This is a genomic window from Variovorax sp. CF079 (genome assembly GCF_900101545.1).
GTDB lineage: Bacteria > Pseudomonadota > Gammaproteobacteria > Burkholderiales > Burkholderiaceae_C > Variovorax.
In genome coordinates, this window is the sequence record NZ_FMZU01000020.1 from 121,059 (window position 1) to 143,685 (window position 22,627).

The 22,627-nt window shown below is 66.6% G+C and carries 21 protein-coding genes; 11 read left to right on the forward strand and 10 right to left on the reverse strand.

The annotated features are described in order from the left end of the window. The first annotated feature begins 131 nt into the window (after nt 1-131). The 3 genes from efp (at nt 132) to BLS74_RS25100 (ending at nt 2,432) form a co-directional block, all read left to right on the forward strand. Entirely contained in the window at nt 132-686 is a 555-nt protein-coding gene (efp, locus tag BLS74_RS25090) for an elongation factor P (protein ID WP_093109866.1), read from the forward strand. Between the two features lie 61 nt (nt 687-747). Next, on the forward strand, nt 748-1,524 hold the full coding sequence (locus BLS74_RS25095) for a crotonase/enoyl-CoA hydratase family protein (RefSeq protein WP_093109867.1): 777 nt from the start codon (nt 748-750) through the stop codon (nt 1,522-1,524). Between the two features lie 41 nt (nt 1,525-1,565). Next, the gene (locus BLS74_RS25100) at nt 1,566-2,432 is read left to right on the forward strand and encodes an LOG family protein (RefSeq protein ID WP_093109868.1); all 867 of its coding nucleotides are present in this window, start codon (nt 1,566-1,568) and stop codon (nt 2,430-2,432) included. Here BLS74_RS25100 and BLS74_RS25105 read toward each other — a convergent pair. The 5 genes from BLS74_RS25105 to pncB are packed head-to-tail and all read right to left on the reverse strand — an operon-like array spanning nt 2,420 to nt 8,600. Next, entirely contained in the window at nt 2,420-3,601 is a 1,182-nt protein-coding gene (locus tag BLS74_RS25105; RefSeq protein WP_093109869.1) for an MFS transporter, read from the reverse strand. The genes BLS74_RS25100 and BLS74_RS25105 overlap by 13 nt on opposite strands. A gap of 13 nt (nt 3,602-3,614) precedes the next feature. Further along, entirely contained in the window at nt 3,615-4,967 is a 1,353-nt protein-coding gene (gene rmuC, locus BLS74_RS25110) for a DNA recombination protein RmuC (RefSeq protein WP_093109870.1), read from the reverse strand. A 5-nt stretch (nt 4,968-4,972) separates the two neighbouring features. After that, nucleotides 4,973-5,959, reverse strand: coding sequence for a 2-hydroxyacid dehydrogenase (locus tag BLS74_RS25115; protein ID WP_093109871.1), 987 nt, complete (start codon nt 5,957-5,959; stop codon nt 4,973-4,975). A gap of 2 nt (nt 5,960-5,961) precedes the next feature. Next, the gene (locus BLS74_RS25120; RefSeq protein ID WP_093109872.1) at nt 5,962-7,350 is read right to left on the reverse strand and encodes a sodium:proton antiporter; all 1,389 of its coding nucleotides are present in this window, start codon (nt 7,348-7,350) and stop codon (nt 5,962-5,964) included. 20 nt (nt 7,351-7,370) lie between these two features. After that, nucleotides 7,371-8,600 (reverse strand): nicotinate phosphoribosyltransferase, encoded by a 1,230-nt coding sequence (gene pncB / locus BLS74_RS25125; protein ID WP_093109873.1) that lies wholly within the window; start codon nt 8,598-8,600, stop codon nt 7,371-7,373. Between the two features lie 187 nt (nt 8,601-8,787). Between pncB and BLS74_RS25130 the strand changes: the two genes are divergently transcribed. After that, a complete protein-coding gene (locus BLS74_RS25130) occupies nt 8,788-9,021 on the forward strand; it encodes a CsbD family protein (protein ID WP_093109874.1) in 234 nt (77 codons plus the stop codon). A 28-nt stretch (nt 9,022-9,049) separates the two neighbouring features. After that, nucleotides 9,050-9,466 (forward strand): hypothetical protein, encoded by a 417-nt coding sequence (locus BLS74_RS25135; protein ID WP_093109875.1) that lies wholly within the window; start codon nt 9,050-9,052, stop codon nt 9,464-9,466. A 60-nt stretch (nt 9,467-9,526) separates the two neighbouring features. On the opposite strand, the gene BLS74_RS25140 is transcribed toward BLS74_RS25135, so the two are convergent. Both BLS74_RS25140 and BLS74_RS25145 read right to left on the reverse strand, forming a co-directional pair. Continuing rightward, a complete protein-coding gene (locus BLS74_RS25140; RefSeq protein WP_093109876.1) occupies nt 9,527-9,964 on the reverse strand; it encodes an acyl-CoA thioesterase in 438 nt (145 codons plus the stop codon). Beyond that, on the reverse strand, nt 9,961-10,902 hold the full coding sequence (locus BLS74_RS25145; RefSeq protein WP_093109877.1) for a histone deacetylase family protein: 942 nt from the start codon (nt 10,900-10,902) through the stop codon (nt 9,961-9,963). Before BLS74_RS25145 ends, BLS74_RS25140 begins: the two co-directional genes overlap by 4 nt. A gap of 185 nt (nt 10,903-11,087) precedes the next feature. Between BLS74_RS25145 and BLS74_RS25150 the strand changes: the two genes are divergently transcribed. Beyond that, entirely contained in the window at nt 11,088-11,645 is a 558-nt protein-coding gene (locus tag BLS74_RS25150) for a phasin family protein (protein ID WP_093109878.1), read from the forward strand. 105 nt (nt 11,646-11,750) lie between these two features. Next, complete coding sequence (locus tag BLS74_RS25155) at nt 11,751-12,509, forward strand: 3-hydroxyacyl-CoA dehydrogenase (protein ID WP_093109879.1); 759 nt, start codon at nt 11,751-11,753, stop codon at nt 12,507-12,509. Here the strand turns inward: BLS74_RS25155 and BLS74_RS25160 are convergent. Next, nucleotides 12,457-13,410 carry a YihY/virulence factor BrkB family protein gene (locus tag BLS74_RS25160; protein WP_093109880.1) on the reverse strand — a complete coding sequence of 318 codons (954 nt, stop codon included), beginning with the start codon at nt 13,408-13,410 and terminating at the stop codon, nt 12,457-12,459. The genes BLS74_RS25155 and BLS74_RS25160 overlap by 53 nt on opposite strands. A gap of 90 nt (nt 13,411-13,500) precedes the next feature. Between BLS74_RS25160 and dnaG the strand changes: the two genes are divergently transcribed. The 4 genes from dnaG (at nt 13,501) to BLS74_RS25180 (ending at nt 20,455) form a co-directional block, all read left to right on the forward strand. Beyond that, a complete protein-coding gene (dnaG, locus tag BLS74_RS25165) occupies nt 13,501-15,390 on the forward strand; it encodes a DNA primase (protein ID WP_093109906.1) in 1,890 nt (629 codons plus the stop codon). Between the two features lie 280 nt (nt 15,391-15,670). Next, the gene (gene rpoD, locus BLS74_RS25170) at nt 15,671-17,980 is read left to right on the forward strand and encodes an RNA polymerase sigma factor RpoD (protein ID WP_093109881.1); all 2,310 of its coding nucleotides are present in this window, start codon (nt 15,671-15,673) and stop codon (nt 17,978-17,980) included. 100 nt (nt 17,981-18,080) lie between these two features. After that, entirely contained in the window at nt 18,081-19,319 is a 1,239-nt protein-coding gene (locus BLS74_RS25175) for a multidrug effflux MFS transporter (protein ID WP_093109882.1), read from the forward strand. Between the two features lie 5 nt (nt 19,320-19,324). Beyond that, a complete protein-coding gene (locus BLS74_RS25180; RefSeq protein ID WP_093109883.1) occupies nt 19,325-20,455 on the forward strand; it encodes an HPP family protein in 1,131 nt (376 codons plus the stop codon). Between the two features lie 5 nt (nt 20,456-20,460). Here the strand turns inward: BLS74_RS25180 and BLS74_RS25185 are convergent, their stop codons facing one another. Both BLS74_RS25185 and BLS74_RS25190 read right to left on the reverse strand, forming a co-directional pair. Continuing rightward, the gene (locus BLS74_RS25185; protein ID WP_093109884.1) at nt 20,461-21,438 is read right to left on the reverse strand and encodes a tripartite tricarboxylate transporter substrate binding protein; all 978 of its coding nucleotides are present in this window, start codon (nt 21,436-21,438) and stop codon (nt 20,461-20,463) included. Nucleotides 21,439-21,468: 30 nt separating this feature from the next. Next, nucleotides 21,469-22,623, reverse strand: coding sequence for a CaiB/BaiF CoA transferase family protein (locus BLS74_RS25190; RefSeq protein WP_093109885.1), 1,155 nt, complete (start codon nt 22,621-22,623; stop codon nt 21,469-21,471). Nucleotides 22,624-22,627 lie beyond the last annotated feature (4 nt).

Sequence of the window (22,627 nt, forward strand, 5' to 3'; positions counted from 1 at the left end):
GGCTTTGCGGATTTCCGGCCGGGGTCAGCCCCGTTTGCCGCACCTTCCGCTGAACCCGCCGCGGTGAATGTGTCAAAGGGATATACGAACCCGATGGCACACCGAGCGGCCAACATCCAGAGACCCTGATTATGAAAATCGCTCAAGAAATCCGCGCCGGCAACGTGATCATGCACGGCAAGGACCCGATGGTCGTCCTCAAGACCGAATACAGCCGCGGCGGCCGCAACTCCGCAACCGTGCGCATGAAGCTCAAGAGCCTGATCGCCAACTTCAACACCGAAGTCGTGTTCAAGGCCGACGACAAGATGGAGCAGATCGTGCTCGACAAGAAGGAGTGCACCTACTCCTACTTCGCCGACCCGATGTACGTCTGCATGGACACCGAGTACAACCAGTATGAAGTCGAAGCCGAGAACATGGGCGACTCGCTCAACTACCTCGAAGACGGTATGCCGGTCGAAGTGGTGTTCTACGACGGCAAGGCGATCTCGGTCGAACTGCCGACCAGCGTCGAGCGCGAAATCACCTGGACCGAACCGGCCGTCAAGGGCGACACCTCGGGCAAGGTCATGAAGCCGGCCAAGATCGCAACCGGTTTCGAGATCGGCGTGCCGCTGTTCGTTGCCCAGGGCGACCGCATCGAAATCGACACCCGCACCGGCGAATACCGCAAACGCGTCTAAACGCCTGCTGCGCCGACAAGGAAGGCTCCCGAGGGAGCCTTTTTTGCGTACGCTTCGTGCCATGAGCACAGCTTCCGTTCGCACCGAGATCGACGGCCCCGTCAGCACCATCGTCATGAGCCGCCCGCGGCAGCGCAATGCGGTGGACCGTGAGATGGCAAGGCAGCTGCGCGAGGCCTTCGAGCGCTTCGAGGCCGACGACAGCCAACGCGTGGCGGTGCTCTGGGGCGAACACGGCGTGTTCTGCGCCGGCGCCGACCTGAGCGCGCTGAACGACCCGGCGCGCCGCAACGAGGTGGATCCCGAAGGCGGCGGCACCGGACCGATGGGGCCGACGCGCATGGCACTGGCCAAACCGCTCGTCGCCGCCATCAGCGGCCATGCCGTGGCCGGCGGCCTCGAACTCGCCCTGCTGGCCGACCTGCGCGTGGCCGAAGACAGCGCCGTGCTCGGCGTGTTCTGCCGCCGCTGGGGCGTGCCGCTGATCGACGGCGGCACCGTGCGGCTGCCGCGCATCGTCGGCATGGGGCGGGCGCTGGACCTGATCCTTACCGGCCGGGCCGTGGCCGCCAGCGAAGCGCTCGCCATGGGCCTGGTCAATCGCGTGGTGCCCGACGGCGGCGCGCGGCAGACGGCTGAACAGCTTGCGCGCGAACTGGCGGCCTTTCCGCAGCAATGCATGCTGGCCGACCGCGCATCCGCCTATGCCCAGTGGGACCTGCCCCTGGCCCAAGCCTTGCAGCAGGAAGGCCGACTGGGCGCACCGATCGTCGCCACCGAGGGTGCGGCCGGCGCGGCCCGCTTCGTCGGCGGCGCGGGCCGGCACGGCCGGTTCTGAGCGACCGCGCGCACAATCCAAGAAAAACCCTTCGCCAGACCATGCACAACAGCACGCACGACCTCCACGACAAACGCCTCGCCGACGCCTGGGCCACCCTTCAGTCCCACGCCGACAAGGGCCTTCCCCTCCATTCCGATCCTTCGCGCCTCGCCTTTGCCGACCCCGAGTTCCTGCTGCGCCGCGAAACGCGCGGGCTGCGCATGCAGCTCGAGCTGATGAAACCCGACCTCGAGATGCGCGCGCACGGCATCGAGAACACGGTGGTGGTGTTCGGCAGCGCCCGCTTTCGCAGCGAGGAGGAATCCGGTGCCCTGATCGCCCAGGCCGATGCCGCCGGCGACGCGGTGGCGGCGGCCCGCTGGCGCAGGCTGGCGCGCAGCTCCCATTACTACGAGAAGGCGCGCGCCTTCGGCAAGCTGGTCGCACAGTACAGCGACGACAAGGATCCGGCGGACAAGCTCTTCGTCTGCACCGGCGGCGGCCCCGGCATCATGCAGGCCGCCAACCGTGGCGCCTACGAAGGCGGCGGGCTCTCGGTCGGTCTTGCGATCGCATTGCCGATGGAAGAGGAAGCCAATCCCTACGTCACGCCGGCGCTCAGCTTCAAGTTCCATTACTTCGCGATCCGCAAGATGCATTTCATGATGCGGGCGAAGGCGCTGGTCGCGTTTCCGGGCGGTTTCGGCACCCTGGACGAACTGTTCGAGGTGATCACGCTGGTGCAGACGCGCAAGGCCAAGCCGGTGCCGATCGTGCTCTTCGGCTCGGACTACTGGAAGCAGCTGATCAATTTCGACTTCCTGGCCGAGGAGGGCGTGATCTCGCCCGAGGACGTGAAGCTGATCGAGTACGTGGACGCGCCGCAGGACGCCTGGGACGCGATCAAGCGCTTCTACAAGCTCTGATCGTGCCGGGGCAGTTGCAAGCCCCACACCGCTCGCGCGCCCAGGGCCACCGCCCCGCCGACCAGCCAGAACACGCCCGCGACGCCGATCAGCGCACCGACCGAGCCGAACAGCATCGGCATCGCGACGCTCGAGGCATTGATGGCCATGAGCCGCAGCCCGAGCGCTTCGCCGTGGCGTGCGTGCGGGGTGATCTGGTGCAGCATGCTCATCACCATCGGCTGCACGGCGCCGAGCGCGAAGCCCAGTACCACCGAGCACACGCCCATCGCCAGCGCCGACGACAACAGCGGATAGACCGCGAACACCAGCGCGGTGACGACCGTCGACGTGGCAATCACGCTGCGCTCCGACGCACGCGAGGCCACGAGCGGCAGCACGATCCGTATCACCGCGGCCGCGATCGCGAAGGCGCCGAGGATCGAGCCGATCACCGAAGCGCCCAGCCCGCGCTCGTGGCCGAGGATGGGCAGCACGAAGGCATGCACGTCCCAGGCCGAAGACTGCAGCCAGTTCACGAACAGCAGGCGCCGGAACATCGACTCGCGCAACAGATCCCAGGCACGCGGCCTGGCGCCGCCGGCCGGCAAGGACACGCGCGGCAGCTCGGGGGTCTTGCGCGCAAAGAACCAGCCCGCAAGCGGCAAGAGCGCCAGCGCCGCGAATGCGATGCGAAAGCCTGGCAGGTCGGCCGGGGTTCGGCCTGCATGATCGATCAGCAATCCGGCGCAGAAGGGCCCCACGAAGTTGGCCACGGCCGGCGCGATCGCGAGCCAGCTGAACACCTTCTTGAGCTGCACCGGATCGGCCGCGGCCCGTCCGACATGGCGCTGCAGCGCGATGACGGCCGCACCGGTGGCGCCGCCGGTCATCAGCGCCGCGAGGCACATCACCGAAAACCACGGAACGACGGCCACGAGCGCCGTGCCCACGGAGGCGGCGATCACCGACAGCATCAGCGGCCGCTTGAGCCCATGCCGGTCGGCAAAGCGACCGGCCGGGAGCGCCAGAAAAACCTGCGTGAGCGCGAACAGCGCGATCAGCAGGCCCACCGCCGCCGCGCTGTAGCCCTGCTGGAGCGCGAGCAAGGGGCCCGCCAAGCGCAGGCCGGTCATTGCCGCATGCAAACAGATCTGGGCCGCGATGAGCTTCAGCAGCTCCGGGGTCATGCAGTCTTGGGGCTCACGGGGCTCCGTCGTCGGTGTCTTCGGGCGATGGCAGCAAGGCCTGCGACTGCGCCTCGGGCAGCGCCTCCACCTTGCGCAGCGCCAGGCGCATCTGCTTGGCGCGCGTGTCGGCCTTGTCGAGCGTGTCGGAGGCCTTGGCCACCTGCTCCTTGATGCGCGCGACCCATTCGCCATAGCGCTCGAACTCGGTCTTGACCGCGCCGAGCACCTTCCACACTTCGGAAGCCTGCTGCTCCAGCGCCAGCGTGCGGAAGCCCATATGCAGGCTGTTGAGCATGGCCAGCAGCGTGGTCGGGCCGGCCAGCGTCACGCGGTGCTGGCGCTGGATCGCGTCCATCAATCCGGGGCGGCGCAGCACCTCGGCATACAGGCTCTCCACCGGCAGGAACAGGATCGCGAAGTCGGTGGTGTGCGGCGCGGCCAGGTAGTTCTCGGCGATCGATCGCGCCTCGCTGCGGATGCGCGCCTCCAGCGCCTTGGCCGCGAGATCGGCGGCGCCAGGGTCGACGCGCTCGTGGGCATCGAGCAGCCGCTCGTAGTCGTCGCGCGGGAACTTGGCATCGATCGGCAGCCAGACCGTCGCGCCGTCGCCGCCACGGCCCGGAAAGCGGATCGCGAAGTCCACGCGCTGCCCGCTGCGCGGCTTGGTCTCGACCTGCTTCGCATACTGGTCGGGCGTGAGCACCTGCTCGAGCAGGGCCTCGAGCTGCACTTCGCCGAACACGCCGCGCGTCTTCACGTTGGTCAGCACGCGCTGCAGGCTGCCGACGCCGACCGCGAGGGTCTGCATCTCGCCCAGGCCCTTGTGCACCTGTTCGAGCCGGTCGGCCACCTGCTTGAAGCTCTCGCCCAGGCGCGCCTCGAGCGTGCTTTGCAGCTTCTCGTCGACTGTCTTGCGCATCTCGTCGAGCTTGGCGGTGTTGCTCTGCTGGAGTTGCGCGAGCTGGGTTTCCATGGTGGCGCGGACTTCGGCAAGCCGCCGTGCATTCGACTCGGAAAGGCCCTGCAGCTGGGTATTGAGCGTGTCAGCCAAGCTCTTCTGCAGCAGCGTGAGTTGCTGCGCGAAGGCATCGATCTGGGCGTTCTGTGTGCGCGTGGCTTCAGCGCTCTGCTGCACCAGCGCCTGCTGAAAGGTCGCGAAGGACTGGGCAGTCTCCTGCCGCGCGCCGCGCGAGGACTCGCCGATCTCGTGGCGCAGCTCGCGTTCGATGCGTTCGTTGGCCGCGCCCAGCGTGGCGATCAGCGTGCTGTGGTCGAGCGCCGGCGGCTTGCGCAGCAGCAGCCAGACGACGAGGATGAAAGTCAGGGCCGCGAGGGCCAGGAGGATCCAGGGTTCCAACGGGGGCATTGCGTCTACTTGCTCGCAAGCACTGCAGGGTTGAGCGGCGTCACCGGCGTGTTGTGGACCAGGAAGCCGATCAGGTTGTCCACCGCCAGATCGGCCATCGCGCGCCGCGTCGGCACGGTGGCGCTCGCGATATGCGGCGTGAGCACGACGTTCGGAACCTGGAGCAGTTCGGGATGCACCTTGGGTTCGCCCTCGAACACGTCGAGTCCCGCCGCGGCGATGCGCTTGTCGCGCAAGGCAGCGGCGAGCGCCGCGTCGTCGACGATGCCGCCGCGCGCGATGTTCACCAGCGTGGCCGTCGGCTTCATCAGCGCGAGCTCGGCGGCGCCGATGGTGTGGTGCGAGGCCGGCGTGTAGGGCACCACCAGCACGACGTGGTCGGCGGTCTTGAGCAGCTCTTCCTTGCTCACGTAGCTGGCCTTGCATTCGGCTTCGAGCTTCGCATCGAGCCGCGAACGGTTGTGATAGATCACCTTCATGCCGAAGCCCAAGGCACCGCGACGCGCGATGCCCTGCCCGATGCGCCCCATGCCGACGATGCCGAGCGTGGCGCCGTGGATGTCGGAGCCGGCGAACATGTCGTAGCTCCACTTCTCCCACTTGCCTGCGCGCAGGAAATGTTCGCTCTCGGTGATGCGGCGCGCGGTGGCCATCAGCAGCGCGAAGCCGAAGTCGGCCGTGGTCTCGGTCAGCACGTCCGGCGCGTTGGTGGCGAGCACGCCGCACGCGGTCATCGCATCGACGTCGAAGTTGTTGTAGCCCACCGCCATATTGGCGCAGATCTTCAGCTCGGGGCAGGCCGCAAGCACCTCGGCATCGATGCGCTCGCTGCCGGTGGTGAAGGCGCCCTGCTTGCCCTTGAGCTTGTCGATCAGCTGGGTCTTGCTCCAGCTCTGGTCGCCCTGGTTGGACTCGACCTCGAAGTGTTCTTCGAGGCGTGCGATGGTCTCGGGAAAGATCGAACGTGCAACAAGGATTTTGGGTTTGCTCATGATCAACGGAAGAAGATGAAGGTGGAGACGACGAACAGCGGCACCAGGATGGCACCCGACCACAGCATGTAGCCGAAGAAGCTCGGCATGCGCACGCCGCGGCTTTCCGCGATGGCCTTGACCATCAGGTTGGGCGCGTTGCCGATGTAGGTGTTGGCGCCCATGAACACGGCGCCCGCCGAGATGGCGGCCAGCGTGGTGGCGTAGGTGGTCATCAGCGCCTGCGGATCGCCGCCGGCGGTATTGAAGAACACCAGGTAGGTGGGTGCATTGTCCAGGAAAGAGCTCAGCACGCCGGTGCCCCAGAAGTACATCGCCGGATCGGGCTGGCCGTCGGGGCGGGTCACGGCGGAGACGACTGCGCCGAAGGGTCCATTCACGCCCGCCTTGAGCATCGCGATCACCGGGATGATGGTCAGGAAGATGCCGGCGAACAGCTTGGCTACCTCGGCCATCGGCTCCCAGGCGAACTGGTTGGCGGCGTGCACCTGGGGCGCGGTGATCTTCAGCGAGAGCAGCGTGATCGCGATCAGGCCCGCATCGCGCACGAGGCCCGGCAGGCCGACCTCGGTGCCGTGGACGTCGAAGCTGACGGGCGACTTCCAGAAGCCGCTGAGCAGCACGAAGAAGATCACGCCCGCCAACAGCCAGAAGTTGACCGCGCCGTCGAAGCCGATCTTGCGCGTGTCGGGCGTGGGGTCGATCGTCAACACGCCTTCCTTGCGGTAGTACCAGGTGTCGATCGCATAGAACAACGCGAGCAGGATGCCGACGATGAACAGCGTGTCGGCAAGGATGTTCTGTGCGGTCCAGAAGAAGTCCACGCCCTTGAGAAAACCCAGGAACAGCGGCGGATCGCCCATCGGCGTCAGCGAGCCGCCGACGTTCGACACGATGAAGATGAAGAACACGATCACATGAGCCCTGTGCAGGCGGTTGTCGTTGGCGCGGATCAGGGGGCGGATCAGCAGCATGGAGGCGCCGGTCGTGCCCATGAGGCTCGCGAGCACCGCCCCGATGGCGAGGATCGCCGTGTTCAGCCCCGGCGCACCGTGCAGGTTGCCGCGCACATGGATGCCGCCGGCCACGGCGAACAGCGCGATGAGCAGGATGACGAACGGGATGTACTCGGCCAGCAGCGCATGGACGAACTGCGCCCCCGCCAGCGCGACGCCGTAGATCACGGCAAAAGGCAGCAGGAAGGCCAGCGCCCAGCCGGCAGAAACCTTGCCGTAGTGGTGGTGCCAGAACGACGGCGCCAGCAGCGGCATCAGCGCGATCGACAGCAGGATGCCGGCGAAAGGCAGGCCCCACAGGGGCGACAGCACGCTGCCGTCGAAATCGGCAGCGAAGCTCGTTGCGGGGGCCAGCGCCAGCAGCGCGATGGCCATCGGCCGGTGCAGAACGCCTCTCACCGCGCCGAGCCAGGCCGCTCGGCAGGCTGGGCAATCTCGAACACCTGCCGCAGATAGGCCAGATACCTCTCGTCGTCGCACATGTTCTTGGAAGGCGTGTCGGACAGCTTGGCCACCGGCTGGTCGTTGCAGCGGACCATCTTGATCACGATCTGCAGCGGCTCGTAGCCCAGGTCGTTGGTGAGGTTGGTGCCGATGCCGAAGGCCAGCTGGCAGCGGCCCCGGAACTGCTGGTAGAGCTCGATGGTTCGCGGCACGGTAAGGCTGTCGCTGAAGATCAGGGTTTTGGTGCGCGGATCGACGCGATTCGCAATGTAGTGGGCCAGCATGCGCTCGCCCCACTGGAAGGGGTCGCCGCTGTCATGGCGCGCGCCGTCGAACAGCTTGCAGAAGTACAGGTCGAAGTCGCGCAGGAACGCGCTCATGCCGTAGACGTCCGACAGCGCGATGCCGAGGTCGCCGCGGTATTCGCGCGCCCACGACTCGAAACCGAAGACCTGGCTGTCGCGCAGGCGGGGCCCGAGCGCCTGGCAGGCCTGGAGGTATTCGTGCGCCATGGTGCCCAGCGGGATCAGTCCGAGCTTCATGGCGTACAGCACATTGCTGGTGCCGGCGAGCTGCGGCAGCTTGGCGGCCCGCTGCGGCGGCGAGCTGACGGCGCCAAGCCTGGTAGCGAGCGTGCGCAGCACTTCCTCGTGCCAGTCATTGGAGAAGCGCCGGCGCGTGCCGTAGTCGGCGATCTTGAGGTCCTCGAGGCCTGCCGCCTGCAGCTGCTCGATCTTGGTTTCGAGGCGCCGGCGCCCTTCGGCAATGTCCGGCTTCGGTTGCCTGTTGCGGAAGTAGACCTCGTTGACGATCGCCAGCACCGGGATCTCGAACAGGATGGTGTGCAGCCACGGCCCCTCGATGCGGATGTCGAGCTCGCCCGAGGCCTGCGGGATGATCTTGATGTACTTCTCGTTCAGGCGGAACAGGCCGAGAAAGTCGACGAAGTCGCTCTTGATGAAGCGCATGGAGCGCAGGTAGCTCAGTTCGGGATCCCTGAACTGGAGCGAGCAGAGATGGCGGACCTCTTCGCGGATCTGGGCCGCGAACTGCGCCAGGTCGACGCCGGGGTTGCGGCACTTGAAGCGGTACTCGACGCGGGCGCCCGGAAAGTGATGCAGCACGACCTGCATCATCGTGAACTTGTAGAGGTCGGTGTCGAGCAGGCTTTGAATGATCATGGTGCGGCGCGCTGGTGTCCGGGTTCGGCGTGCGGTCGATTATCACGGGCCGCGTCGGCATGTGCCTACGGCCCCTTCCCCGAGCGTCCTACCGTTCGATCCACCCCCCCCACGCCAGAGTCATTTCACGCCGGCCACAAGCATTCGGGCAGGCGACAAAACCCGCTTATCTGAAGGAGATACGTCGATGAACAAGGACACCGTCGAAGGCAACTGGAAACAGCTCAAAGGCAAGGTGAAGGAGCAGTGGGGCAAGCTCACCGACGATGACTTCGACGTCATCGCCGGCAAGCGCGACCAGCTGCTGGGACGCATTCAGGAGCGGCACGGCATCAGCAGGGAAGAGGCCGAGAAGCAAGTTAGCGAATGGGAGACGCGCGATGGCCGCACGCCCGCTGCGCTGTGGTTCGAGAAGTATTGAGTTCGATAACACCAAAGGAGTACATCCCATGAAAAAACATCTGCTCATGCTCGCGATCGCATCCTCCTGCCTTGTTGCAACGCAAGCCGGTGCGATGAGCCAGGACGAGTACAAGGTCGCCAAGGAAAAGATCGAAGCCGACTACAAGGTCGACAAGACCAAGTGCGATGCCATGAAGGACAACGCCAAGGACGTCTGCGGGAAGGAAGCCAAGGGCAAGCAGAACGTTGCCAAGGCGGAACTCGAACAGCAGTTCAAGCCCAGCGAGAGCAATTCCCGCAAGGTAGCTGAAGAGAAGGTGAAGGCGAGCTACGAAGTCGCGAAGGAAAAGTGCGACGACCAGAAGGGCGCCGCCAAGAACGCTTGCGAGAAGGAAGCCAAGGCCGAGGAAGCCAAGGGCAAGGCCGACATCCGCGCGATGGCGAAGCCCGCCAAGATGCAATAAGCCTTCAAGCCGGTTGCCGGGCCGAGCGGCGTCTGCGGACGCCGCTTTTCTTTGGGCGACTCAGACGCGCAGTTCGTCGAGCACAGCCAGCAGCGCCGCCGGCAGCTTGACCGGACGTTGCGTCGCCCGGTCGACGTACACGTGGATGAAGTGGCCCTGCGCTGCCGCGGTCTCGGCCCCCTCGGCGAACAACGCGATTTCGTAGCGCACGCTGGAGCCGCCCGCATGCGCGACCCTGACGCCCGCCTCCACCGTCTGCGGGAACGCGAGCGGCGCAAAGTAGTTGCACTGGGTTTCGACCACGAAACCGATGGTGTCGCCGCCATGGATGTCGAGCGCGCCGCGCTCGATCAGGAGCGCATTGACGGCGGTGTCGAACCAGCCGTAGTAGACGACGTTGTTGACATGCCCGTACATGTCGTTGTCGGCCCAGCGCGTCGGGATGCTGCGAAAGGCGCGGTAGCTGCTGCGGTGGTGGGGCGTGGGTCTGGCGCTCATGGGTGCGATCTCGGCGCGGCATTCTGCCACCGCCGCCAGTAGTCGAAGGCCACGCGGAAGGTGCCGAGCTGCACCTGCACGGTCTCCGCAATGTCGCTCGCATAGCCGCCGGCCATCGCGAACGCGAGCGGAATCCGGCGCTGCCAGGCAAAGTCGAACACGCGCCGGTCGCGCGCCTCCAGGCCATCGAAACTCAGCTTGAGGCGTCCCAGCCGGTCGCGCTCGAAGGGATCGGCGCCCGCGAGGTAGATCACGAGGCCGGGCGAGAAGCGCCGGTCGAGTTCGTCGAGCGCGTGCTCGAGCGCTGCCAGGTACTCGGCATCGCCGCAGCCGTCGGGCAGTTCGACGTCGAGATCGCTCGCCTCCTTGTGGAACGGGAAGTTCTTCTGGCCGTGCATCGACAGCGTGAACACGCTCGGATCCTCTCGGAAGATGCGCGCGGTGCCGTTGCCCTGGTGCACGTCGAGGTCGATCACCGCCACCTGGAAAGGCAGGCGCCCCCGCCTGCCGTGCTCCGCCTGCATGAGCCGCGCGGAGACCGCCGCATCGTTGAAGACGCAGAAGCCCCCGCCCCTGTCCGCGCTCGCATGGTGGGTACCGCCGGCCATGTTGGCCGAGATGCCTTCCGCCAGGGCCGCCCGGCAGGCGGCGATGGTGGCGCCGGCCGATCGGCGCGAGCGCTCTGCCATCGCCTCGCTCCATGGAAAACCGATTTCGCGCATGGCCTGCGGATCGACACTGCCGTCGCTGATGGCGGCAATCCATTGCGGCGTGTGGGCCAGCGCCAGTTCGCCGTCGCTGGCGCGCGGTGCCTCGAACATCTGCACTGCGGGCAAATGCTGCTGGAGCCGCTCGCGCAGCAGCGCGTACTTCCCCATCGGAAACCGGTGGCCGCTGGGAAGCGGCAGCACGAAATGGCCTGAGTAAAACGCACGCATCGGAACATTGTCGGCGGCGCCTCTGCCTTTTAGAAAGCGCGTTCTAAATTGCTGCATGGCAACAAATTTTCACTTGATCGAAACGCTTGGCTGCCTATACTTCAGGCCATGCTGCACCGCAACAAAATAAAGAGGGGCAGCTCATCCGCGACCGACCTCTTTCATTCATCAACTGGAGCATCCACATGGCACTGACCGCTGACCAACTCATCGCTTCCCACAAAGCCAACCTCGAAACCCTGTTCGGCCTGACCACCAAGGCCTTCGAAGGCGTCGAGAAGCTGGTCGAACTGAACGTGACCGCCTCCAAGGCTGCGCTGGTCGAAGCCGCCGGCACCACGCAAGCGATTCTCAGCGTCAAGGACGCGCAAGAGCTGCTCGCCCTGCAAGCCGGCCTGTTCCAGCCCCTCGCCGAGAAGACCGCTGCCTACAGCCGTCACCTGTATGACATCGCCCAAGGCACCGGCGCCGAGTTCACCAAGGCTTTCGAAGTGAAGGCTGCTGAAGCCCAGCAAGCCTTCGTCGGCCTGGTCGACAGCGCTGCCAAGAACGCCCCCGCCGGTTCGGAAACCGCCGTCGCCGTGATGAAGAGCGCCGTGGCTGCTGCCAACAACGCTTTCGAATCGGTCCAGAAGGCCGTCAAGCAAGCGTCCGACGTCGCCGAAGCCAACTTCCAGGCCGTTTCGACCACGGCCGTGAACGCTGCCAAGAGCACCGCTCAAACCGCTTCCCGCAAGCGCTGATTGTCTCCTTGGGTCCTTCGGGATCCAATTCAGGGCCCTGTTCTCGGACGGGGCTTTTTTTTTGCGCTCTATGATCGCCGGCAACGTTTTTTCAGGAGACATCCCATGCACATCGACGGCAAGGTTTTCATCGTCACCGGCGGCGCTTCGGGCCTCGGCGAAGGCACCGCACGCATGCTGGCGGCGAACGGCGCCAAGGTGGTCATCGCCGACATGCAGGCCGACAAGGGCGAAGCGGTCGCCAAGGAAATCGGCGGCACTTTCGTCAAGTGCGACGTGAGCCAGGAGGCCGACGGCCAGGCCGTGGTGGCTGCCGCCCAGAAGCTGGGCAAGCTGATGGGGCTGGTCAACTGCGCAGGCATCGCGCCGGCCGAAAAAACCGTCGGCAAGACCGGGCCGCACGCGCTCGCCGTGTTCAGCAAGACCGTCACGGTCAACCTGATCGGCAGCTTCAACATGATCCGGCTGGCGGCCGACGCCATGAGCAAGAACGAGCCCGAGGCCACCGGGGAGCGCGGCGTGCTGATCTCCACCGCCTCGGTGGCAGCCTACGATGGCCAGATCGGCCAGGCCGCCTACAGCGCCTCCAAGGGCGGCGTGGTCGGCATGACGCTGCCGATCGCGCGCGACCTGGCGCGCAACGGCATCCGCAACATGACGATCGCGCCCGGCATCTTCGGCACGCCGATGCTGTTCGGCATGCCCCAGGAGGTGCAGGATGCGCTGGCCGCCAGCGTGCCCTTCCCTTCGCGCCTGGGCACGCCCGAGGACTATGCGAAGCTCGCCAAGCACATCATCGAGAACGACATGCTCAACGGCGAGGTGATCCGGCTCGACGGGGCGATTCGGCTGGCGCCGCGCTGACCTTCGAGATCTCGGCCGGCAGCGGAGTCGCGTTGCCGGTGCGCTCCAGGCGCTCGTACTGCGCGATCACCTGGGCACCGAACAGCACCAGCGTGGCGGCGATCTCCAGGCTCAGCAGCACCACGATCGCGGTGGTCAGCGAGCCGTAGACCACGTTCACCTGCGACAGCGTGGCGAAGTAGAGCACCAGCACGCGGCGCGTGATCTCCCACAGCAGCGCCGCAGTCACGCCGCCCAGCAGCGCGTGCCGCAGCCGCAGCCGCCCCACCGGCATCACCAGGTAGAGGGAGGTCAGCATGAAGATCTCGCCGCCCAGCCCGAGCAGGTACAGCAGCACCCCCGACACGCCCGACAGCGACCAGCTGCGGCCGAAAAGCTCGACGCTTTCCTGCCCGATCACCTGCAGCGCGCCGGACACCAGCGTCACCAGCAGCAGCCCGACGCACAGGCACAGGATGTAGATGTAGGGCATCACCGCAGAGATCAGGAAGTGGCGGGAATGGTCGGCCTTGCGGTGGTGGAAGATCACCGCCATGGCACTTTCCAGCACGGTGAAGGCGAGCGAGCTGAAGAAGATCATCGTCACCAGCAGCACCGGCCCCAGCACGTCCCGATGGGCCAGGAAGTTCGACAGCTCGGCGACGATGGCCCGCGACTGGCCCGGCAACAGCCACTCCAGATAGCGTCCGACCGCGCTCAGCAGTTCTCCCTGGTCGATGAAATGCGACAGCGCGATCACGCTCACGATCAGGAGCGGCACGATCGACAGCAGCGCGTAGTAGGCGACCGCGCCGGCCAGCAGCAGGCCCTGGTTGGCCCGGAAGGCCTTGAGCGCCTCCCAGGCGAACCGGAGGGGATGGCGCAGCAAGGGCACTGCGTGGCGGACGGTGTGGCGAATCATGCGGATGCGGCGCGGGATTCGAAGCGACCAGTATGCCGCCGGCCCGCGGTGGCATGAGGTCTTGCGTATGATTTGCCGCTCTCCGCCTACATGACCATCCCCGCCTCTTTCATCCAGGAACTGATCGCGCGCGCCGACGTGGTGGAAATCGTCGGCCGCTATGTCCAGTTGAAGAAGGCCGGCGCCAACTTCATGGGCCTGTGCCCGTTCCATGGCGAGAAGTCGCCTTCGTTCTCGGTCAGCCCCACCAAGCAGTTCTATCACTGCTTCGGCTGCGGAGTGCACGGCAACGCCATCGGCTTCCTGATGGAGCACGCCGGCATGGGCTTCGTCGAGGCGGTGCACGACCTGGCCGGCCAGTACGGCCTGCAGGTGCCCGAGGACGACGCCTCGCCCGAGGAGCGCGCCCGCGCTGCCGGCCAGCGCCAGAAGCAGGCCACCCTGTCCGAGGTGCTCGAGAAGGCCGGCGACGCCTACAAGAAGCAGCTGCGCCAGTCGCCCGCGGCCATCGACTACCTCAAGGGTCGCGGCGTCTCGGGCGAGATCGCCCGGCAGTTCGGCATCGGCTACGCCCCCGCGGGCTGGCGCACGCTGGCCGGCGTGTTCCCCGACTACGACGATCCGCTGCTCGCCGAGAGCGGGCTGGTGATCGCCGGCGAGCCGGACGACAACGGCGACGGCAAGCGCTACGACCGCTTCCGCGACCGCGTGATGTTCCCGATCCGCAACGTCAAGGGCGAGTGCATCGGCTTTGGCGGGCGAGTGCTCGGCGACGAGAAGCCCAAATACCTCAACTCGCCCGAGACCCCGGTGTTCAGCAAGGGCCGCGAGCTCTACGGCCTCTACGAAGCCCGCGCCGCCTTCCGCGAACGCGGCTACGCGCTCGTGACCGAGGGCTACATGGACGTGGTGGCGCTGGCGCAGCTGGGCTTTCCGAACGCGGTCGCGACGCTGGGCACCGCCTGTACGCCGGAACACGTTCAAAAGCTGTTCCGCTTCACCGAATCGGTCGTGTTCAGCTTCGACGGCGACGCGGCCGGCCGGCGCGCCGCCCGCAAGGCGCTCGACGGCGCCCTGCCCTATGCCAGCGACGTGCGCAGCGTCAAATTCTTGTTTCTGCCGGCCGAGCACGACCCCGACAGCTTCATCCGCGAGTTCGGCGCCGATGCCTTCGCGCGCTTCGTGAACGAAGCCACGCCGCTGAGCCGCTTCATGCTCGAAGCCGCGCGCGAAGGCTGCGACCTCGGGACGGCCGAGGGGCGCGCCCACATCGCCAGCAATGCGCGGCCGCTCTGGAGCGCATTGCCGGAAGGCGCGCTCAAGCGCCAGCTGCTCGGGGAGATCGCCGAGATGGTCCAGTTGAGCACCCAGGAGCTGTCTGAACTGTGGACGCCGGCGGCTGCCGCACGCGCCCCGGCCTCCTCGCCTCGCGAGCGGGGCGAAAGCGAGGGCTATGGCCGGCCGCGGGAGGGCCGCCGCGCCTCCGCCCCCCGGCGGCCCTCCCGCGGCCGCACGCTGCCGCCCGGCCGGGCGGATGTGGCCGCGCGGCTGCTGCTGTCGAACATGGCCGAATGGGAGGGGCTTTCCCATGAGCTGCACGGCCTGCTGTGCGACCTGCCGGGCGAGCACGGGCAGCTCTTCGCCTGGCTCGACAGCCAGTTGCACGAGCACGGCGTGCAGCCCTGGGCCGCGCTGCGCGAAGGCATGCGGGGCACCGCCTTCGAGGCCTTGGCCGAGCGCGTCATGACCAGCCCCGACGGAGGGCCCATCGGCGAGGCGGAGGGCGAACAGGCAGCCGATGCCGCCCGGGAACTGCGCAACGTGCTCGACTTCATGCTGGACGACCTGCTCAAGGCTCAGCAAAGCGAGGCCATTGGCGCCGTAGGGAGCGATCCGCGTGCCCTGCAGCGGTACAAGGCGTTGGAGGCGCGCCGCCTGGAACTGCGCGCACGGCTCCAGGCCGGATCGAACCTTGCTTGAAAAATGCGCAACGCGCTATAATTTAAGGCTTCGCTATACGCGAAACGGCAAGAGCGACAGCAGCACCTCCGGGCCGACCCTCCAGCGCAACGCACTTCCCCACGGGAAAAAGGGTCAATACACCGCAAGGACTGCACACCAAATGTTCGCCCGACATCTTGCCTTTTTGAAGCGTGCTTGAGGATTTGCCTCCTCTTCGCTCCATTGTTTGTGCTCCCGCCCGCGCCGGCTTGTTGGCGTCTGTGATTCCGCTTGTTCATTCTTGTTGTACCGAGGTTGTATGCCCAGTTCAAAGAAGCCTGCCGCGTCCGCCGCCAAGAAGCCCATTGCAGAAAAACCGTTGAAAGCGGCCGCCCTGGCGGCAACTAAGTCAGGTGTCGCCGCGTCCAAGGCGACAGCCGCAACGAAAGTGAAAACCGTGCCCACGAAATCGACCCCCATCGCCGAAGCCCCGAAACCCGCCGCCAAGAAGGTCGGTCGTCCTCCCAAGGCCGCCGGCGCGCCCGCCGCTGCAGGCGGCGCCAAGCGCGGCCGCAAGCCCAAGGCCGGCAACGAGGCGCCGGCGAGCGACGTCGACCTGTCCGACATCGAAGACGAGTTGATCGGCGACGAACCGGCGGCGACGACCGAAGAAAAGGTCAAGCCGCTGCGCATGAAGATCAGCAAGGCGAAGGAACGCGCCTTGATGAAGGAGTTCGGCCTCGACGAGACCGTGCTCTCCGAGGAAGACCTGGCCAAGCGCCGCTCGCGCCTGAAAACCCTGATCACGCTGGGCAAGACGCGCGGCTACCTGACGCACGGCGAAATCTCCGACCACCTGCCCGACAAGCTGGTCGACGCCGAGACCATGGAAGTCGTGGTCACCATGCTCAACGACATGGGCGTGGCCGTCTACGAGCAGACGCCGGACGCCGAAACCCTGCTGCTGAACAACACCGCGCCGACGGCGACCACGGTCGAGGAAGCCGAGGAAGAAGCCGAAGCGGCCCTCTCGACCGTCGACAGCGAATTCGGCCGCACCACCGACCCCGTGCGCATGTACATGCGCGAGATGGGCACGGTCGAGCTGCTGACGCGCGAAGGCGAAATCGAGATCGCCAAGCGCATCGAGGGCGGCCTGATGGCCATGATGGAGGCCATTTCGGCTTCGCCCGCGACCATCGCCGAGATCCTGCGCCTGGGCCAGGAGATCCGTGACGGCAAGGTCGTCATCTCGACCATCGTCGACGGCTTCTCGAACCCGAACGAGGCCGACGACTACGTGGCCGAAGAAGACTTCGACGAGTTCGACGAGGAAGACGACGACGACGGCAAGGGCGGCTCCAAGGCGCTGACCAAGAAGCTCGAGGAACTCAAGCGCGACGCGCTGGAGCGCTTCGATCGCATCGCCGCGCTGTTCGAGAAGGTCCACAAGATCTACGACAAGGAAGGCTACGGCACGCCGGCCTACCAGAAGGCGCAGCATTCGCTGTCCGAAGAGCTGATGACCATCCGCTTCACGGCCCGCACGATCGAGAAGCTGTGCGACCTGGTGCGCACGCAGGTCGACGACGTCCGCAAGAAGGAGCGCGAGCTGCGCCGCATCATCGTGGACAAGTGCGGCTTCCCGCAGGAAGAGTTCATCCGCGACTTCAGCGGCTACGACAAGAACGGCAACCGCGTGGCCTCCAACCTGCTCAACCTCAAGTGGGTCGAGAAGCAGGCGGCCGCCGGCAAGCCCTGGAGCACGGTGCTGGCACGCAACATCCCGCCGGTGCAGGAGCTGCAACAGAAGCTGGCCGACATCCAGTCGCGCGTGGTGGTGCCACTGGCCGAGCTCAAGGACATCAACAAGCGCATGAACGAAGGCGAATCGTCCTCGCGCGATGCCAAGAAGGAAATGATCGAGGCCAACCTGCGCCTCGTGATCTCGATCGCCAAGAAGTACACCAACCGCGGCCTGCAGTTCCTCGACCTGATCCAGGAAGGCAACATCGGCCTGATGAAGGCGGTCGACAAGTTCGAATACCGCCGCGGCTACAAGTTCTCGACCTACGCGACCTGGTGGATCCGCCAGGCGATCACGCGCTCGATCGCCGACCAGGCGCGCACCATCCGCATCCCGGTGCACATGATCGAGACCATCAACAAGATGAACCGCATCAGCCGCCAGCACCTGCAGGAGTTCGGCTTCGAGCCCGACGCCGGCATCCTGGCCGCGAAGATGGAGATCCCGGAAGACAAGATCCGCAAGATCATGAAGATCGCCAAGGAGCCGATCTCGATGGAAACCCCCATCGGCGACGACGACGATTCGCACCTGGGCGACTTCATCGAGGACAGCAGCAACACGGCGCCCATCGAGGCCGCGATGCAGGCCGGCCTGCGCGACGTGGTCAAGGACATCCTCGACAGCCTGACGCCGCGCGAAGCCAAGGTGCTGCGCATGCGCTTCGGCATCGAGATGTCGACCGACCACACGCTGGAAGAAGTCGGCAAGCAGTTCGACGTGACGCGCGAGCGCATCCGCCAGATCGAAGCCAAGGCGCTGCGCAAGCTGAAGCATCCGAGCCGTTCCGACAAGCTGCGCAGCTTTATTGATACGCTCTGATCCTTCAGCGGATCTTCGAGCCCGAACGCCCGCTTTGCCTTCACCGGCGGCGGGCGTTTTGTATTCCCGCGCACAACAAGCAAGAACGGAGACCTCTCGCATGAACCCCGACGCAGACAAACTCTGGCACGCCCCGCGCTGGGCGCTCGCCGTGCTGCTGGCGGTGCTGGGCATGCTCGGTCCGTTCTCGATCGACACCTACATCCCGGCCTTCTCGGGCATCGCCAGCAGCATCGGCGCGACGCCGGCCCAGATGCAGCAGACGCTGTCGGCCTACCTGTTCGGCTTCGCCTTCATGAACCTGTTCCACGGCGCGCTGTCGGACAGCTTCGGCCGCCGGCCCGTGGTGCTGTGGGGCCTGGCCGTGTTCACCATCGCCTCGCTGGGCTGCGCGCTCGCGCAGACCATCGGCGAGCTGGTGTTCTTCCGCGCGCTGCAGGGACTGTCGACCGGCGCCGGCATCGTGGTCTCGCGCGCCGTGATCCGCGACATGTTCCCGCCGGCCGAAGCGCAACGGGTGATGAGCCAGGTCACGATCTATTTCGGCATCGCGCCCGCGATCGCGCCGATCGTGGGCGGCTTCCTGTTCGTGCACCTGGGCTGGCACAGCGTGTTCTGGTTCCTGGTGGCGGTGGGCGTGGTGCTGTTCGCCGCCAATTGGAAGCTGCTGCCCGAAACGCTGCACCAGAGCCAGCGCCAACCCTTCGAGGTGCGGCACCTGATGCGCGGCTACTGGGACCTGTGCTCCGATCCGCGCTTCCTGCTGCTGGCGCTCGCGAGCGGCGTGCCTTTCAACGGCATGTTCCTCTACGTGCTGGCCGCGCCCGCCTTTCTCGGCGACCACCTGGCGCTCGCGCCCACCCAGTTCTTCTGGTTCTTCCTGCTGACCATCGGCGGCATCATGGCCGGCGCCTGGGCCAGCGGACGCATGGCAGGCAAGGTCGCGCCCAAGCGGCAGATCCGCGACGGCTTCGTGATCATGCTGGCGACCTCGCTGCTCAACGTCGTAGCCAATGCCTTGTTCGCGCCGCACCCGGCCTGGGCGCTGTGGCCCATCGCGGTGTTCGCCTTCGGCTGGGCGCTGATGGTGCCGGTGGTGACACTGCTGGTGCTCGACCTGCATCCCGAGCGCCGCGGCATGGCCTCCTCGCTGCAGGCGGTGATCGGCTCGACCGCCAATGGCATCGTGGCCGGCGTGATTGCGCCGCTGGTGATGCATTCGACGCTGGCGCTGGCGTTGACCTCGCTCCTCATGATGAGCGTGGGCCTGGTTGCCTGGGTCTGGCTGCACGGGCGCTGGCCCGAGATCGGGCGCAGGTTCGCCGGCGAGGTGGCCTGACGACGATGCGCTGGGACGATCTGCGGACTTTCGCGCGCGCCTGGCTGCCGGCGCGCACCAACGTCAACGCACGCGAAAGGCTGCGCGCCGTCGCCGGCGCGGGGCTGGGGCTTCTGCTCACGGCGCTGCTCTCCCAGATGACAGGCTCTTCCATCGACAGCCGCTGGCTGGTCGCCCCGCTGGGCGCCAGCGCAGTGCTGGTGTTCGCGCTGCCGGCCAGTCCGCTGGCCCAACCCTGGTCCGTGATCGCCGGCAACACGTTCTCGGCGCTCGTCGGCGTGGCCTGCGCACGCTGGATGCCGGACCCGGTATGGGCCAGCGCACTCGCGCCCGCGCTGGCCATCGCGCTGATGTTCGCGATGCGCTGCCTGCACCCGCCCGGCGGCGCGGTGGCGCTGTTCGCCGTGCTGAGCCACACGACGCATTTCCCTTTCTCGCTCTATCCGGTGCTGGCCAACTCCGTGCTGCTGGTGCTCGCCGGCGTGCTCTACAACAGCCTGACCGGCCGGCGCTACCCGCATGTGCAGCTCGCGCCGCGCGAACCCAAGGCCGATGCGCGCTTCAGCTCGGCCGACATCGATGCGGTGCTCGCGCGCTACAACCAGGTGCTCGACATCAGCCGCGACGACCTCGAATCGCTGATCCGGCAGACCGAGCTCGAGTCGTACAAGCGCCGCCTCGGCACCGTGCGCTGCGCCGACATCATGTCGCGCGACCCGGTGATCGCCGAGTTCGGCACGCCGCTGCAGGAGGCATGGTCCTTGATGCAGCAGCGGCGCATCAAGGCGCTGCCGGTGATCGACCGCACGCGCCGCGTGGTCGGCATCGTGACGCAGGCCGACTTCTTTCGCCACATCGACCTGGAGCATCACGAGGGGCTGGGCGGACGGCTGCGCGATTTCGTCCGCGCGACGCGAACCGTGATGTCGAGCAAGCCCGAGGTGGTCGGCCAGATCATGACGCGGCAGGTGCGCGTGGCGAGCGAGGAGCGGCCGATGGTCGAACTGGTGCCGCTCTTCTCCGAGGGCGGCCACCACCATATCCCGATCATTGATGGTGAAAGGCGGCTCACCGGCATGATCACGCAGTCCGATTTCGTGCGCGCGCTGTACCGCGCCGTCGGCCCGGAAAGCTGAGCCGACTACTCCAGCGTCACGTTGGCCTTCTTCACGAGCGCAGCGTACCTGTCGGCCTCGCTGCGGAAGTACTTCGCGGCCTCTTCCGGCGTGCTCGGCTTGATGATGTTGCCCTGCTTGGCCATCGCCTCCTGCACCTCGGCGCTGGAGAATGCGGCCACCACCGCATCGTGCGCGCGCTTCACTTCCGCCGCCGGCAGCTTGGCCGGTCCGATCAGCGCGAACCAGCCTTCGACGCTGTAGTTGGGCAGCCCCTGCTCGGCAATCGTCGGGATGTCGGGCGCGGCCGGCGAGCGCGCGGGCCCGCACAGGCCGATCGCGCGCAAGGCGCCGCTCTTGATGTGCTGCTGCACCGCCGGCAGCGCGACCACGCCGATCTCGACCTGGCCCGCGATCATGTCGGTCACCATCGGGCCGGTGCCCTTGTAGGGGATGTGACGCGCCTTGACGCCGGCCTCGTCCATGAACATCTCGCCGGCCAGGTGAATGATGGTGCCGTTGCCCGAGGACGCGTAGTTGTAGCCGTCGGGCTTGGCCTTGAGCAGCGCGACCAGTTCCCTCACGTTCTTCGCCGGCACCTTCGGGTTCACCAGCAGCACCAGCGGCGTCGCGCCGACCACGCTGATGGGCGTGATGTCGTTGATGGCGTCGAAGGGCATCTTCTTGTAGACGCTCGGGTTGATCACGTGGTTGTTCGACACCATGCCGAGCGTCTGGCCATCGGGCACGGCCTTGACGACGACCGAGGCGCCGGTGATGCCGCCGGCGCCCGGCAGGTTCTCGATCACCACCGGCTGGCCGAAGGCCTTGCCGAGCGCCGGTGCGGCGGCGCGCGCAATGGTGTCCACGCCCGAGCCGGCGCTGATCGGCAGGATGATGCGCACCGGCTTGTCGGCGCCTTGGGCGAATGCGGGAAGCGCCGCGGCCGCCAGCGCGGAAGCGCCAAGGCCGAGCACCGTGCGGCGCGAAAGGGTGGGGTTCATCTTTTGTCTCCTTGGTCTCGAAAACTTATGTCAGGCAGCTTCGCGTGCCGCCAGTTGCGACAGCACCTCCTCAGTGTGCTCGCCCACGCGCGCCAGCGCTTGCCGCACGCCGGGGCGCCGGCCGCCCATCAGCAGCGGCAGCAACACCACCTCGGTCATGCCGCCATCGTCGCACTCCATCGGCACCAGGCCGCCGCTGGCCTTGAGGTGCGGATCGTCCATCAGCTGGTCGGGCCGCACGATCGGCGCGTAGGGAATGCCGGCTTCCTCGAGCTTGGGTGCCAGTTCCTCGACGCGATGCCGCGCGAGGATCTCGCCCAGCCGCTTCAGGAGCGCTGGCCGCACCGCGACGCGCAACGCGTTGTTGGCCAGTGCCGGATCTTGCGCCAGTTCAGGCGCATCGATCACGCGGCACAAGGTCAGGAACTGCTTGTCGCTCACCGCGCCGATGAAGAGCTGCTCGCCTTCGGCCAGCGTGAAGACGTCATAGACGCTCCAGGCCGACACGCGCGAGGGCATCGGCGGCGGCGGCTCGCCGGTCATCGCGAACTGCTGCATGTGCTGCGAGGAGAGGAACACGCAGTTCTCGAACAGGGCGCTCTGCACCTCCTGCCCCCTGCCGGTGCGCTCGCGCTCGCGCAGCGCGGCCAGCACGCCGATCGCGCCGAACATGCCGCCCATGATGTCGTTGACCGAGGTGCCGGCGCGCAGCGGCCGGCCTTCGGGGCCGGTCATGTAGGAGAGCCCGCCCATCATCTGCACCACCTCGTCGAGCGCCAGGCGGTTCTCGTAAGGCCCGGGCAGGAAGCCCTTGTGCGTGACGTAGATCAGGCGCGGGCATTTCGCCGAGAGCGTCTGGTAGTCCAGGCCGAGCTTGCTCATCAGCCCCGGGCGGAAGTTCTCCAGCACCACGTCGCATTGGCCGATCAGCTCGGTTGCGGTCGCCCGGCCTTCTTCCGTCGTGATGTCGAGCACCACGCTCTTCTTGTTGCGATTGAAGGAGCGGAAGAAGCCGATGCCCAGACCCGGCAGCTTGCGCGTCTTGTCGCCGCCGGGTGGCTCGATCTTGATCACCTCGGCGCCGAGGTCGGCCAGGATCATGCCGCAGGTCGGGCCCATCACCATGTGCGTGAACTCGACGACGCGGACGCCGGCGAGCGGGAGCTTGTTGTCTTCAGCGTTCATGAGG